Annotated in this window: 12 protein-coding genes; 8 read left to right on the forward strand and 4 right to left on the reverse strand. The window is 54.0% G+C overall.

The features are described from left to right. Nucleotides 1-109 precede the first annotated feature (109 nt). The 4 genes from AC2FF8_RS18650 to AC2FF8_RS18665 are packed head-to-tail and all read left to right on the forward strand — an operon-like array spanning nucleotide 110 to nucleotide 3997. Entirely contained in the window at nucleotides 110-1063 is a 954-nt protein-coding gene (locus AC2FF8_RS18650) for a glycosyltransferase family 2 protein (protein ID WP_496873978.1), read from the forward strand. Continuing rightward, nucleotides 1060-2280, forward strand: coding sequence for a GNAT family N-acetyltransferase (locus AC2FF8_RS18655; protein ID WP_496873977.1), 1221 nt, complete (start codon nucleotides 1060-1062; stop codon nucleotides 2278-2280). Before AC2FF8_RS18650 ends, AC2FF8_RS18655 begins: the two co-directional genes overlap by 4 nt. Then, nucleotides 2277-3320 (forward strand): lipid II:glycine glycyltransferase FemX, encoded by a 1044-nt coding sequence (locus tag AC2FF8_RS18660; RefSeq protein ID WP_496873976.1) that lies wholly within the window; start codon nucleotides 2277-2279, stop codon nucleotides 3318-3320. The genes AC2FF8_RS18655 and AC2FF8_RS18660 overlap by 4 nt, the downstream gene beginning before the upstream one ends. Further along, nucleotides 3317-3997 (forward strand): polysaccharide deacetylase family protein, encoded by a 681-nt coding sequence (locus AC2FF8_RS18665; RefSeq protein WP_496873975.1) that lies wholly within the window; start codon nucleotides 3317-3319, stop codon nucleotides 3995-3997. The genes AC2FF8_RS18660 and AC2FF8_RS18665 overlap by 4 nt, the downstream gene beginning before the upstream one ends. Here AC2FF8_RS18665 and AC2FF8_RS18670 read toward each other — a convergent pair. Beyond that, nucleotides 3917-5107: an O-antigen ligase family protein gene (locus tag AC2FF8_RS18670; RefSeq protein WP_496880449.1), complete on the reverse strand. Its 1191-nt coding sequence runs from the start codon at nucleotides 5105-5107 to the stop codon at nucleotides 3917-3919. The genes AC2FF8_RS18665 and AC2FF8_RS18670 overlap by 81 nt on opposite strands. A 359-nt stretch (nucleotides 5108-5466) precedes the next feature. Next, nucleotides 5467-6738, reverse strand: a complete 1272-nt coding sequence (locus tag AC2FF8_RS18675; protein WP_496873973.1) for a right-handed parallel beta-helix repeat-containing protein — start codon at nucleotides 6736-6738, stop codon at nucleotides 5467-5469. A gap of 481 nt (nucleotides 6739-7219) precedes the next feature. On the opposite strand from AC2FF8_RS18675, the gene AC2FF8_RS18680 reads away from it, so the two are divergent. Beyond that, nucleotides 7220-9244 (forward strand): right-handed parallel beta-helix repeat-containing protein, encoded by a 2025-nt coding sequence (locus tag AC2FF8_RS18680; RefSeq protein ID WP_496880450.1) that lies wholly within the window; start codon nucleotides 7220-7222, stop codon nucleotides 9242-9244. A gap of 421 nt (nucleotides 9245-9665) precedes the next feature. After that, the gene (locus tag AC2FF8_RS18685) at nucleotides 9666-10511 is read left to right on the forward strand and encodes a class I SAM-dependent methyltransferase (RefSeq protein ID WP_496874021.1); all 846 of its coding nucleotides are present in this window, start codon (nucleotides 9666-9668) and stop codon (nucleotides 10509-10511) included. Between the two features lie 137 nt (nucleotides 10512-10648). On the opposite strand, the gene AC2FF8_RS18690 is transcribed toward AC2FF8_RS18685, so the two are convergent. Continuing rightward, a complete protein-coding gene (locus AC2FF8_RS18690; RefSeq protein WP_496874020.1) occupies nucleotides 10649-11704 on the reverse strand; it encodes an acyltransferase family protein in 1056 nt (351 codons plus the stop codon). Nucleotides 11705-11719: 15 nt separating this feature from the next. Beyond that, on the reverse strand, nucleotides 11720-12376 hold the full coding sequence (locus AC2FF8_RS18695; protein WP_496874019.1) for a GNAT family N-acetyltransferase: 657 nt from the start codon (nucleotides 12374-12376) through the stop codon (nucleotides 11720-11722). On the opposite strand from AC2FF8_RS18695, the gene AC2FF8_RS18700 reads away from it, so the two are divergent. Together AC2FF8_RS18700 and AC2FF8_RS18705 are read left to right on the forward strand one after the other, a co-directional pair. Continuing rightward, the gene (locus AC2FF8_RS18700; RefSeq protein WP_496874018.1) at nucleotides 12362-12901 is read left to right on the forward strand and encodes a hypothetical protein; all 540 of its coding nucleotides are present in this window, start codon (nucleotides 12362-12364) and stop codon (nucleotides 12899-12901) included. The genes AC2FF8_RS18695 and AC2FF8_RS18700 overlap by 15 nt on opposite strands. A 108-nt stretch (nucleotides 12902-13009) precedes the next feature. Next, entirely contained in the window at nucleotides 13010-13999 is a 990-nt protein-coding gene (locus AC2FF8_RS18705) for a glycosyltransferase family 2 protein (RefSeq protein ID WP_496874017.1), read from the forward strand. Nucleotides 14000-14093: the final 94 nt, after the last annotated feature.

A 14093-nucleotide genomic window follows, 5' to 3' on the forward strand; every position in this document is an offset into this window, starting at 1 on the left:
AGCTACTTTTCGACAACAACGGTCCCGGTACGGTCACGTTTTAAGTGTTCACAGAATGTGGCAGTGGTTAAAAATTTGGAATGTAAGTGGTTAACGAGAGCGAAGCATCATGGTTTCATCGCCGCCCGGCACGAGTACCGAATACGCTGTATCTATCATTATCGTGAACTGGAACACCCGGGAGATTCTTCGGGATTGCCTGGCGTCCATTGCGCATGAGACCCGGCTGCCGCACGAAATCATCGTTGTCGACAACGCCTCCAGCGATGGCTCACCTGAAATGGTGGCCGATGAATTTCCCCAGGTCCGGTTGATCGCGAATACCGAAAATCTGGGCTTTGCCGCTGCCAACAATCAAGGGCTCGAGATTGCTACAGGTGCCAAGCTGCTGCTGCTCAATCCCGATACGATCATCCTGGATCATGCGATTGATGTCATGAGCGCCTGGCTCGACGCGCATCCGGATGTCGGATGCGTCGGCTGTCAGGTCTTCGAAGACCCTGAAACCATCCAGCTGACCTGTTTTGCCGATCCCGGACCGCTCAGCCTGGCAGTGATCGAATTTGGGCTGAAACGGCTGTTTACCTGGCCCGAATATGGGGGCTGGGACCGGACAACACAGCGCGACGTGGATGTGGTATCGGGCATGTTCATGCTGGTGCCGCGTCCAGTCTTTGAAAAAGTTGGTCTGCTGGATGACGCGTTCTTTATCTATTCGGAAGAAGCTGACTGGTGCCGGCGTATCCGCAATGTGGGCAAACGTTGCGTCTTCGCACCCGAGGCGCGGATTCTGCATCTTGAAGGCGGCTCGAAAAGCACCGCTCAGATCAAATCGCGCATGTATGTGCAAAAGCAGAAAAGCAAGACGATCTACGCCAGAAAGCACTATGGCCGCAGTGGTGAGTTGATAACGCGCGCGATCTTCCTCAGCAGCGCAATGTTGCGCGGAATTGCCTTTGGACTGATCGGGCTGCTGCGCGCCACGCCTGATCGCAAGGCCAGGCTGCGCCTGTCCGGAGCGGCAATCCGATATCACCTCTTCGGTCAGGAACCGATGGCATGAGGGACGCCATTTCCAACAATGCAGATATCGAGCTTGAGTGTGTCGAAAAACCTGCACACAAGCTGAGCATACAAGCCAGTTGGGACAGTTTTGTCTCGGCATCCGGTGCCGAGATATATTTCCTGTCCGACTGGCAATCTGCCTGGTGGGACCATTACGGCAAAACGTTTGCCGCCAGCCGGCATCCCGTCAGCTATATTCTGCGGAACGGTTCAGAGATTGTTAGCGTTCTGCCCTTTTGCGTTGAAACCCTTTGGGCCGGCCCCATTCCGGTGCGCGTCGCCCGGCTGGCGGGCGTGGATCCTAATTTCGCGGTCATGGAACTGCCCATTGCCGCCGGTTACGAAAACACAGTTCTCGGGGCTGTCATTGAACACCTGACCGATCATTTGAAATGTAGCGTCGTAAGCCTGTCGCCCTTGTCAGAACGCGCAGGGCAATTGGAAAACCTGCGTGCCCTGAATGGGCGTGGCCTATCCGTTTTGCGCGACATCAGCACCCGCGGGCATACACTGATGACTCTGCCTGATACCTTTGATGCGTTTATGGCCTCGCTTTCGAAAAGCCGCCGCCGCGAGGTCCGGCGGGACATCAAACGCCTGACCCCGGCAGGTGAGGTCTTGCGCACTGTAAGTTCCACGCCGGAAACCGTCGATGCAATGATGGATCGGTTCATCGCATTGCATACGCGACAATGGGAGGCCGCCGGAAAAGGGGGGCATTTTTCCGACTGGCCGGTTGCGGCAGCGTTCTATCGCAGCCTGATGCAAGGCCTGAGCCCGAAAGGCCATGCGGCAATCGATGAACAGTGGCGGGATGAAACGCTGCTGTCCAGCCAGTTGCGTTACACCCTGAACGGCAAGGTGCTTTGGTGGCTGAATGCACGGGAAGTCGATGCCGAATTTGCAAAGGCAGGCCTGGGCCGCGTCGGTCTGGTCACGCGTGTTGAAGAGTTGATCGATCAGGATGCGCACCTGATTGAAGCCGGCGCCGGCGAGTATGAATACAAGCTGAGCTACGGAGGAGATCTGGTGCCGCTTTACAATATCGTTCTGGCACCTGATCGGGCTTCAGCGCGATTACGAGCCCGCTTATTGCTTTTGTGGGCGGATGCACTGCATTTCTTTTACTACCGTGTCTGGTTCCTGAAAGTCCGCCCGCGGCTGGGAATCCGGCCGAACAGCCTCTGGAGCAGCTGGATACGGATGCAATTATGAACACGACCCTCTCGTTTCAGAAAGTCACCGCGGAAGACTGGCCCCGGATCAGCGCCGGTTTTCACGATCTGACATACGAACAGACCCTGACGTATGCGCAGGCCGCAGCACAACGGATCGGCGCCACGACTGATTTTATCACCCTGTCAGATCAGGCAGGTCAGCTGACCGCTGCCGCCTGCCTGCGCGTAAAGCGCGTGCCCGGCCTGGGGCGCGGTATCGCCTGGATCGCAGCAGGCCCCATGATGCATCACCGCGAGCAGCCCGAAATCGACCAGGACCGGCTGGATGCAACATTTGCGGCACTGCGCGCCTATGCCCAGAAAACCGGGCATATCCTTCGGCTGCGGCTTCCCGCACTGCCCTTTTACGACGTACCAGCAATAGATCAGTCTGCCGCAGCAGCGGGTTTTTGCACCACCGATCGCTCTCGGCCTTATCGGACAGTCGTCATCGACTGTGAACAGGACGAAGAAACATTGCTCAAGGCGCAACATGGCAAATGGCGCAACCACCTGCGCAAAGCGTTGAAAAGCGGTCTGTCGCTGGAAAGCGCCCCGATTTCCGAAGCCTCGGGCAGATTTCATAAGCTCTATCAGCTGGTGCAGGCCGCCAAGGGGTTCGAGCAACCTGATATTCCCCCCGAATTCTACTATCCGCTTCAGGGCGCTGATTTTTCCCATGAGGTTCTGTTTGCCCAAAAAGATGGTGTCGACATAGCTGGCATGACAATCGGCCGGACAGAAAATTTCGCGGTCTATCTGTTTGGCGCGACGACAGATGTGGGGCGTCGCTGCAATGCCGGCCATTATCTGATGTGGGAATCCATCCTGAGGCATCGGACACAGGGTATAAAATGGTACGATCTGGACGGTATCGACCCTGACACCAATCCGACCGTCACAGAATTCAAACAACGGACCGGCGGAACGGACTTGTTGGCGGCCGGACCTTATGAGTACCGGCCCGCCGGATTGGGTTCGGCTTTGATAGGCACCGCCGAAACGCTTCATTCCCGCTTGAAAAAAACACGCCAATGACCACTGGAACGAGTATCATTTTTCACGGCATCGGCACACCGGAACGTGCCCTGGAGCCAGACGAGGCCCCTTACTGGCTGTCAGTCAGTCAATTCGAATATGCGCTGGATCAGATCGCCCAAGCCCCCGATCCGGGCCATTTCACGATCACTTTCGATGATGGCAATCTGTCAGATTACAGTATTGCCCTGCCCGCCCTTGCGGCCCGTAACCTCCGGGGGCGCTTTTTTGTTCTCACCGATCGGATCGGGCAGGTGGGCTCGTTGGATGTCGAGCATCTTCACACCCTGCGCGACGCGGGCATGACAATTGGAAGTCATGGCATTGCTCACACGGCGTGGCCCACCCTGGATGATGATGCACTGACCGAAGAGCTGTGCGCATCACGGACGCAGCTTGAGGACATCTGCGGACATCCGGTGACAGAGGCCGGCATCCCCTTCGGGCGTTATGACGCAAGGGTCCTTCGGGCCTTGCGCGCTGCGGGGTACACCGCGGCCTGGTCAAGCGATGGCGGCAATTGGCGCGCAAACAGTTTTCTGCGGCCGCGGACTTCGTTGCGTGGTGACATGTCCACGCACGAGATGACTGCCACTTTATCCGGTCAAATGCCGCCCCTGCGCCGTTTGCGGCGGGCTTTGGGAATGTCTCGCCGGCGCTGGATGACGACTGGTTGAACCGGACCTGGCCGTCCGTCTTGCTGTTAACTCACCCGGAACGACCTGCGGGAACCGCGTATAGCGCATCTTCCCGCCTTCGACTGGCAACTTCACCCTGTCGCCGTCCTGATCTTCTTGGTCATCCGTATCAAGAAGCCAGGTTCCCGCCCCCAAAAGAAACATGAAGAAACAGAAAGTGGAATCCCACAAATGCACCGTGATGGCGGAAATGCACAGACCCAGCAACGCAATCAGATACCCAAGACGGGCGTCTGCGAGGGCTCCGGTCAGGTTCCTTCTGCCCAGTTGGAAAAAGACAACCAACACCGCACCCAACAGCAGAAACAGCCCCGGGAATCCATGCCGCAATGCTATCACCAGCCAGAAATTGTCCACCGTGGTCAACATGGCCATCCAGTGGGGTCGCGTATAGTCATTCAACCCGATTCCAAACAGTGGATTCTGCAGGACATCGTCAGAGGCGAAGGTGAAAATATTGATCCGCGTAAATGCGGTGCCCGGTGTCAAAGTGAAGTGTGTTGCGAAGATCTGAAACATACTCCGATTGGAGCTGACTTCGCCGACGAAATACAAAAAGGAGAAAATATAGAGAAGGATTTTCCATCTGTTCTTCAGGAACCAGAATATCCTGTTCCACGCCATCAGCATCATCTGCAGGATGACATTCATGAACGCCCCGGACGACAGGGAACAGAACACGGTGCCCCCAACGATGGAAACAAGACCGACCCTTTTATTGAGGGGCTTGTTCCACCCCAACACATACCAGGTAAGCGCAAAGGCCGGCGCACAGAACACTCCGAACAAAATCGGATGCGGCATCGTTGTCTGGGCGCGCAGCAATCCCAGTCTCGGCGGAAAATACCACTTTTGATAAACACTCATCACCTTCCCGAACAGATTCAGGAGCGGCATCTTGCCCGTGACAGCTTCATAAGCCGCAAACGGCAAGAGAACCATGATCAGAATGAAGAGGCATTTCACAAAGAACCGGAACGCATCCAAATTGCGAATATAAGTTCGGGCGATGAAATAGGGGGTTAGCGTTTCTATCATGAACATTCCGATGAACTGCCACAGTTCCTGAATGCCGTGATTGACGGCCAAAGTCAGGCTGGCCCAGAACGCAAATCCGATCACCAGGAAATCGACCGCCCTGATTTTACCTGCCTTACCGCTCAGCCATCCAAAAACAGCAGGGAACATGTAAAGAAGCAGGATCACGCGATAGCCGTTGAGTTTCAGCCCGCCAAGAAAGAAATAGAATGGCATCGCAAAAGATATGACGAGCAACATCAGGACAAGCGGTTTTGTCACCTGTTCTCTCGTTTTGGCTGATGACACAGCAATCATTCGAATATCCTGCCCTTAACTCAAGTAACTCTTCAAAAATCAAAAAAACTGGTGGCTTTCATGGCCACGCCCTTGCCATTAAACACGCCAGCGAAAATCTTCCATGTCAGTCTTCATTGAGTGGGATAGTTCTTTGCCAGCGTTGATCCGGCATTCAGGCGATCCATGAGACTGCCGGGACGCACGCCAAACTCATTGTACCCCTTTTCCCGCCCCAACGCATGGTAGATGAACTGCTGATCATAATACCCTTCCTGAGACGGGTTTTGATCCTGAATCATGGCATTGTTAAGAAGCACCCAATCGCGCTGGTTTTCATACCCCATGATGTTTGCCGCGGCGTTCTGTTCGATGACAACGGATGTCGAGTCCGGTGAGATATTGATTACCGGCACAGAATGGCCACCGGGCACATTGATCAGAGAGTTCTTTCTGACCGAAATGTTGTCGGAACCGTAGATGGAAATGCCGTGGACATGGCCGTTGTAAATCATGTTGTTTTCGATCAGCACGTTCCGATGCCGCACCTCTGGGTCTCCGATGTTCTTTCCATCTCCGCCAGCCCAGATCGTCTGGGCAAAGTCGCCGGCACCTACATCGAAGACATTGTCCCGGATCGTGATATTGGCGCTTCCGCTGTTATTGGCCCGCTGGATCTGGATCATATCGCGGTGATCGCCAACGCCATCGGCCCCGCCAAAGTTATGGATGTAATTGTTCTGAACCAAGATGTCGTCGACATTGTCGAACACCAGACCATCCGAGCGGATCGAATGCACGTCGCTGTCAGTGATCTTTATGCCGTCTGTATTAATAGCGATGATCGCCTTCCACCATGTGAGAAACTCGGAATTTGAAATATCTACATTGGCGGCGTGGAACACCAACAGACCTGTACCAAACCCCGCCCCGTCTTCTGGCGTTCCGGTGCCGCGTGCGACATCCCCGCTGAACGCGGAGTTGGAGATAGTGATGTTCCGGCTGTTGCGAACAACAAAGTTGGCCAGGTGATACGGGTCAGCGTTCTTGAAGGTATAGTCGAACCTGATGCCATCCAGATGGACATTCTCGGCCCCGTCAAGAATGGCGGCACTGAAACACGCGAGGCTGGCAGGATCAGCCGATCTGATCACCACCGGTGACGGGAAAGCCTTACCCAGTTTCAGAGTACCATAGTTTCCGGGTGCAAGCAGATAGACCTCACCGCCACGGGCATTCTGCAAAGCACTTGCCAGCGTTGCTGCGTCGGAAATGGCCTGACCTTGGGTCTGGGCCGTGAATCTGGGTTTGAATTGCTGCCTGTCGCAAGGGGTCTTTGCATGCAAGGCGGGGCTAATGAACAGCAGGATCATACCTGCCAGCGCAAGAATACGTGATCTGGGCATGACGTACCTTTCTGATCTGCGACCGTTCGGAAGCTTAGGCGAACCCCCGCATACTGTCTATTGTGGTGCCCCTCGGATCGCATGACATTTCCGAGACACTCAGCGGTGCTTTTCCGGGGTGGTCTCAATTAAATCTGCAAGCTTCCGTAGGGGCACCGGGCAATTCATTGCCGACACCTACCAGAGATACGCAAGGACGCGCCGGAATAGTGGCAATTATGTGTTCATTGTTGCTTAACGGGAATCAATTACCCAAACAGACGTCAACCGCCAAGGGAAGTGGAACAATTCCCAGTATCGAGTATCGAGTTCACTCGGAAATGAAGGCAAAGGGACGTCATTGTCCCAATGCAGGCAACAATTTCCAAACATAGCCATATTTAGGCCACTCTACTGCCCTCGGGCAGCTGTTCCATTTGTCCTGGGTGTGCGGGAACTCGTGCGCTGCCACTCACAGCGCCTATGAAACAGAAGGTGAAATATGTCGACGACAATTACGGTAACCTCTGCGGCAGAGCTGAACCAGGCCTTGTCACAGGCAACAGGTGGGGAAACAATACTGCTTGCGGCCGGCAATTACGGCAAGCTCAGCCTGAATGGTAAACAGTTTTCATCTAACGTAACGATTAAATCCGCTGATCCGAATGCAAGCGCAAGCTTCTCTGAAGCGCATCTCAATGGGGCGTCGAATGTAACGTTCGACACGATCAAATTCGATTACACGTACAGCCCTGGCGACTATCACTTCCAGAATAAATTCAGCGTCACCAACAGTTCGAACATCACATTCCAGAATTCGAACTTCGACGGTGATTTTGCCAGCGGCACCGGAACATCTGCGGATGGCACCGGATATGGCACCGGTCTGATGATCTCCGGTTCCAACAATATCGACGTCATCAATACCGAATTCTCGAAATGGTGGAAGGGCGCCATCGCTCTTAACTCCGATGGGGTGAGCTTCACCGGGAACGATGTTCATTCGATCCGCTCGGATGGTCTGGTGTTCGACAATGTCGACAATATCCTGGTAGAGAACAACTATATTCACGATTTCGGCGGCGCTGCGGGCGCGGGCGATCACCGTGACATGATCCAGGTCCAGCGTGCAAACGGCAGCGGCAGTGACAACATCACCATCCGCAACAACGTCTTCGACATGGGCAACGGAGATTACACCCAGACCATCTGGTTTGGTGGGGACGGCAAGGATCTCAGCGACCCGAACGTCATCCACCACAATGTCCTGATCGAAGGGAACGTGATCTATAACGGCCATCTGCATGGCATTTCGGTTTACGGCGCGGATGGTATCACCATCACAAAGAACTCCGTTCTGCACGTAGATGAAAAAACACAGACAGGCGGCATTGAAATTCCGCTCATCTTCGTCTCGAACGGCTCCAGCAATGTCGCGATCACCCAAAACATCACATCGCAGATTCTGGGGCATAATGGTCAGGCGGGCTGGACTGTTTCTGACAACGTCCTGATCAAGCCCACCGAATACGACCAGCACTTTACCTATCAGGCCACGGCGCAGACGGACGGCTACAATCAATACATCGTCAAACCGGGAAGCCCGGCGGCTTTGGTCAGTGCAGGTTCTGACCTCGCAAACAGCATTTCGGGTTCATATTTTGATTGGCTCAAAAACAACGGGTATACCGGGACCGGCACGCCGTCTCAGCCCAATACCGGAACAAGCCAACCCAATATCGGAACGAACCCACCACCTGCTGATACCGGGGGCAGCCAGCCTGATACCGGGGAAAACCAACCCGAGGCCGGAGGCAGCCAGCCCGAAACCGGGGAAAACCAACCCGAGGCCGGAGGCAATCAGCCCGAAACCGGGGAAAGCCAACCAGAGGCCGGAGGCAATCAGCCTGAAACCGGGGGAAACCAACCCGAAACCGGAGGCAATCAGCCCGAAACCGGGGAAAACCAACCCGAGGCCGGAGGCAATCAGCCTGAAACAGAGGCCGACATCGAAAACCCCATCAACATTGCCGAACCTCAGGGCGAGTTGATGATCGACATAAGCAATCAGGACAGCCGGGGGAACATCGGAAAAGTGCCTGGTTACGCAGAAGCCGAGGAAGTTTCTCTATCGTTCGAGATGACCCGAGGCGAAGACGATACCGGCGCCGAGCGGCTTGTCTGGAACCACTCGAACTTCGGTCTGAAGCTGACCAAAAAGGGTCATCTGGTCGCGAAAGTCGACAACAACGATGGCGGTTTCCGTGATGGCTATAAGATCAAGGATCTTGATCTGAACGACGGAGAGGCACATCAGGTGACCCTGATGGTCGATCAGAATACTGACCGCCTTCAGGTGCTGGTGGACGGCGCTGTTGTCCTGGATGAAACCGAAACCGATTTCGATTTCGCGGGCGGCAGAGAACGGGACTGGTACGTTGGCGACAGCGTGGAAAGCCTCGGGGTCGAAGACGATGTGGAATTCATTGACTCGTCGCCGAATCCATACGCGGATTTGTTTGCCTGATGGCAACAACCGCCTCAGGTTAGAGAAATTGTCAATCAAAGCACGGGCGGGTCTCAGATTTGGGGCCCGCCTGCGCCTTTTCCGGATCAGCGCCCTTCAGAACATGCAAAACTGTGCGCATACACCCTTTATGAGGCATTCCTGTTGACTTAAAGCTCATTGTGGGCAGCGCAATTCACTACGACACATGCGAAAAAAGTTTGACCCCACCCAGGAGTTTTACGCCCCCCGTATTGTAACAGGCCTTCAGGGCGGGGCTGTCCAATCGGGTCCGTTCCGAAATGAGATTGCGGAAGTTTTGTGTTTTAGAGTGAAGGAGTATTTGTCTCGACACATGATCCTGCATCGGCATCATATATGACAGACAGACGGGCCACGACCTTGCTTACGAGTAAACTTTATTCAATTACAGGACCACGAAATGAAACCTGAGAAAATGCCAGTGACCGCAGCAAGCTACCAAGCTTACCTGAACAGCCCGTACAAAAGCAGCAAGCATTCGACCTACTTCGATGTGTATGACGAGCTTTTCTCTCCCTACATCGGCAAGCCAATTACCTTCGTCGAAATCGGGGTTCTCAGTGGCGGCTCTTTGTTCATGTGGCGCGAGTTTTTCGGGCCGCAAGCCCGCATCATCGGTGTTGAACTGAACCCCGGCGCAAAACGTTGGGAACAGGATGGGTTTGAAATTTTCATCGGCAGCCAGAGCGATCCGGCCTTTCTGGAAAAAATCGCAAAAGAGGTCGGTGAAATCGACATCGTCCTGGACGATGGCGGTCATACCTATGAGCAACAGATCATAACAACCGAGTGCCTGCTGCCGCATATCCGCGATGGCGGCATGCTGGTCGTGGAAGACACGCATACATCCTATATGGAAGGCTTCGGTCCCAAGCACCGTTCCTTCGTAAAATACGCCATGAGCATGGTAGATCGCGTAAACCGGCGCTTTTCCAAACTCCTCTCGGATGCCGCGGAAAAGCGGGTTTGGGGCATCCGTTTCTATGAATCCTTTGTTGTATTCGATGTGAACCGCAAGGCGACTTCTGTCGTGTCCGTACCAACCGACAACGGCGGGGAAGACCTGAACGCAAAAGACTTCCGCCACGCGGACAACCAGGCCTATGAAAACTTCCTGAAAGCGTCCAAAAGCCTGTCGGCTCTCAAGGTCATCCCCGGTACGCGATCCTTGGCCAAGCTGGCCCGACATGTGATATCGCTGCCATCGAACCTGAAGCATGCGCGGAAACTGAAAGAGTTTTTCTGAATTTCAACCGCCTTTCCGGCTGAGCGCGTCGCTGAATAGGGATCAGCAGCGCTCCAACGCCGTCAAGCCGGGGCGCCGAAGATACCGTTTCAATGTCTCAGGCGTTTTACCACCGGCGAAATACCCTGCTGCATTGGTCAGGAGAACGCCCGCTTCATCCTTTTGGTGATGGGTTTTTCCACCAGTGAAAAAACCAGGCATCCTGCGGCAACGCTGCTGGCCAGGCACAAGATGGACAGAACGTCACCATTCACAGGTCTGAGGACAATCGAGGACACTTTATAAAAAGCGGGAATGGTGAGTATCTGGACAAGGTAGATGCTGTAGGATGCATCCCCGAGATAAACCAGAAACCGATTTGAAATCTGCGTCGCAAACAGCAGCCCAAAAACGATAAAGAACGACGGTACACCCCAGATAATGACACGGTTTGTTGGATCGACCTCAAGTTCACTCGACAGGGAGGCACATAAAAGAAGCATCCCGAAAACAAATATCAAGACCCCTGTCTTTTCCCTGATTTCAAACCCTTTGTTGTAAAAATACGCGACAGCCATCCCAAACAGGAACTCAAGCGATATAAAATCACCGGACACCAGGGACACCCCGATCAGAACCAGGCTGACAACCAGGAAAACATGGACCCACGACCTCAGGAAGAGAGACAGTCCAAAAACAAAATAAAAGAGCATTTCCCATTCCAGGGTCCACCCAACATACACAATCGGCGGCTCACCGAGCACCAGAAGCGAAGAAAACAGGAGCGATGACAATATGATGGTTCCTGAAAGTTCCATGGACCTGAAGATCCCGGGAACTGCGTAATAAACCGCCACAACAAAAAGTGTGATCAGCCAGTAAATTGGCACTATCCTTAGAATTCTCGATCTCAAGAAAGCGCCTGTGCGCCGCTTTTTCTGCATTTGAGTGTGCAGCATGACAAAGCCGGATATCACGAAAAAGATATCGACCCCATTTGCACCCCACCCGGCCAGGAAGGATAAATAATCGGTGCTTTGTCCATATGTTGATGCCGTCTTGATGACATGGAGGAAAACCACATTTATGGCAGCAAAGGCTCGTAAGGCTTGAATATTATTGATCATCTGTTTCGAGTTTGTTTCCCGGATAAAATTCTGATCGAACTGGCACGTCACGGATTGAAATGCTGTGACTGCCTCGCCCCTCAGCATTCACTGATTCAAGAGTTATCTTTCCTCCAAGCGACAAATCGATGGTGGCGCATCCTGTCGCCAATGAACGGTTCCATTTCGGCGGTGGACCCCCTGTCCGATGGGCAAGAACCCCGCCGAAAGAATGCCGCGTTCTGACGATAGATTACTGTCACTGCAATCAATATAAATGCGCGTGGTCCCCTCTTCTGCCAGCGTGCGGCACACATGCTTCAGAATTTCCACATAATAGCCCCGGCCCCGCATATCTGGAACGGTAAAACAGTGAGAGATCAGAGCACAGTGCTCGGTCATCGGGAAGAAATATACGTCCACGTTTTGGCCGAAGCGGGTTTGCGCAATGGTTGCCGGAACCCCGTCGGAAAACCCGATCCAGACGGACATGCCCGCGTTCAGGTCGCCTTGAACATCCCAGTGGATCTTGTCCTGATTGCGCTTCAGAAAGTCTTTGCTTTGATCATCAAGATCGGACCAACTGCGAAAGCACCGCACGGTCAACGTGTTTGACATGCTGTCGATCTGCCGGGCCTTGCCGCCACTCATGGCGAAGAGCAACCTATGCTGTCCGACGACACGATCCCTGAAAAGCATCCACATTGTCTTTAATCCGCCAACAATTTCTCCCCGGCGAAAGGATCGCAAGACAAGATTGAGTCGGTGGAAAGATGTCATCAAACGCCCCTGCCTGGTTTTGCCATCCTGACGGCAACAGAATCGGGATTTCGTTCGACCTCAAGAAACACAGACCGTATCCCCTGCGATCTTTCAGAAGATGCGGCAGCCAAGAAAATACGCTCCAACACCTGTGAACAGGTTGGTAAGAATTCGCTTTCCGACGTTATGGGGGTTAATTTGGTAGATGCGGCAAAAAGGCTGGCTCTTCCGAAACCAGACGTTTCCGGGTCAATTTCTGGACCCGGCCTGAAAGTACCAAAGCACCTGTGCTTTGCCTTCACGCAAGATGCTTTCACTCTGTTTCGAATTTCGAATGCCATGCATCGCCCTTTCACTTCTGCACAAACCGTCCTCAATCAGTTTGAGATGTATAGTACTCACTATCTTCATCTTGATGAGCATTCGGTTTTCTTTTTTCGAGCCCCAAAAGCGCGCGCTTGGCTACTCACATTGATCACGCCAAAAAAGTCGCTATTCCCTATGCGCGCCGTGAGGTACTTATTGGTAGCGAAAAGATACTGAAAATCGAAATTTTGCGCGCCCATGCAAAATTTTTTGAACCGAAGTCAAAACCATGATCACCTGTGCCCAAATGAACGGAAAAAGGCCCGCGTCATGGTGACGTTGAACATGAGCACCCCCACATCTCCGTCCCAGGGAAAAGCCCCGGGCCAAAGCGCTCCGACGCTCAGCATCATCGTGCCCATGTTCAATGAAGAAGAGGTTCTGCCGGCCCTGTTCGAACGTTTGGAGCAATTCCTCGGTCAGCTTGGGGAAAGTTATGAGATCATCTGCGTGAACGACGGCAGCACAGACGCGACCGCCAGGATTCTGGCTGCTGCGCATGAGCGCGATGATCGTATCAAGGTGCTGAACTTTTCACGTAATTTCGGCAAGGAAATCGCATTGACGGCGGGGCTGGATGCAGCTGCGGGTGAAGCCGTTGTTCCGATAGACGCGGATTTGCAGGATCCGCCCGAACTGATCGAGACATTTCTGGAAAAATGGCGCGAAGGATTCGATGTCGTCTATGCCGTCCGGCGCCACCGCGACAGCGATACCGCGATGAAACGCTGGACAGCGCGGAAGTTCTATAAGGTCATCAACCGGCTCTCAGGCGTGCCGATACCCGCCAATACCGGCGATTTCCGCCTTATGGACCGGCGCGTGGTTCAGGCTGTCGTTCAGCTGCGCGAGCACAACCGCTTTATGAAGGGCCTTTTTGCCTGGGTCGGGTTTCGGCACACCGAGGTGGCGTATGACCGCCCCGAGCGTGCGGCGGGGCAGACCAAGTTCAACTACTGGCGCCTTTGGAACTTTGCGCTGGACGGTATTACCGGGTTCAGCACCGTACCTCTCAGGATTGCAGGCTATGTCGGCATGCTGACTGCGTTGGCCGCGATCATCTACGGTGTTTTCCTGATCTCACGTACCCTTGTTTACGGGGTGGATGTACCCGGCTATGCCTCATTGATGGTTGCAGTGCTGTTGATCGGCGGCCTGCAACTTGTCGTGCTGGGCGTCATCGGGGAATATCTGGGGCGGCTTTATGCAGAGGCTCAGAAACGGCCGCTTTACATTGTCGAAAGCAGCCTGGGCCTGGATGATCAGGCCCATTGACCTGCCTGTGGGCAAGTCGACCAACCCGCAGGCTGGCGTTTGTCAGCCAGACACGCCCTCCCGATACGGGGTTGCCAGGAGGACCGCCCGGGTA

The sequence above is a fragment of the Ruegeria sp. YTSA144 genome (assembly GCF_059610125.1).

What these genes read in the sequence shown, in the direction of transcription:
- AC2FF8_RS18665 (WP_496873975.1), top strand. Translation starts at nt 3,317, where the DNA reads ATGACCACTGGAACGAGTATCATTTTTCACGGCATCGGCACACCGGAA.
- AC2FF8_RS18685 (WP_496874021.1), top strand. Translation starts at nt 9,666, where the DNA reads ATGAAACCTGAGAAAATGCCAGTGACCGCAGCAAGCTACCAAGCTTAC.
- AC2FF8_RS18675 (WP_496873973.1), bottom strand. Translation starts at nt 6,738, where the DNA reads ATGCCCAGATCACGTATTCTTGCGCTGGCAGGTATGATCCTGCTGTTC.
- AC2FF8_RS18660 (WP_496873976.1), top strand. Translation starts at nt 2,277, where the DNA reads ATGAACACGACCCTCTCGTTTCAGAAAGTCACCGCGGAAGACTGGCCC.
- AC2FF8_RS18695 (WP_496874019.1), bottom strand. Translation starts at nt 12,376, where the DNA reads ATGACATCTTTCCACCGACTCAATCTTGTCTTGCGATCCTTTCGCCGG.
- AC2FF8_RS18705 (WP_496874017.1), top strand. Translation starts at nt 13,010, where the DNA reads ATGAGCACCCCCACATCTCCGTCCCAGGGAAAAGCCCCGGGCCAAAGC.
- AC2FF8_RS18680 (WP_496880450.1), top strand. Translation starts at nt 7,220, where the DNA reads ATGTCGACGACAATTACGGTAACCTCTGCGGCAGAGCTGAACCAGGCC.
- AC2FF8_RS18650 (WP_496873978.1), top strand. Translation starts at nt 110, where the DNA reads ATGGTTTCATCGCCGCCCGGCACGAGTACCGAATACGCTGTATCTATC.
- AC2FF8_RS18690 (WP_496874020.1), bottom strand. Translation starts at nt 11,704, where the DNA reads ATGCTGAGGGGCGAGGCAGTCACAGCATTTCAATCCGTGACGTGCCAG.
- AC2FF8_RS18655 (WP_496873977.1), top strand. Translation starts at nt 1,060, where the DNA reads ATGAGGGACGCCATTTCCAACAATGCAGATATCGAGCTTGAGTGTGTC.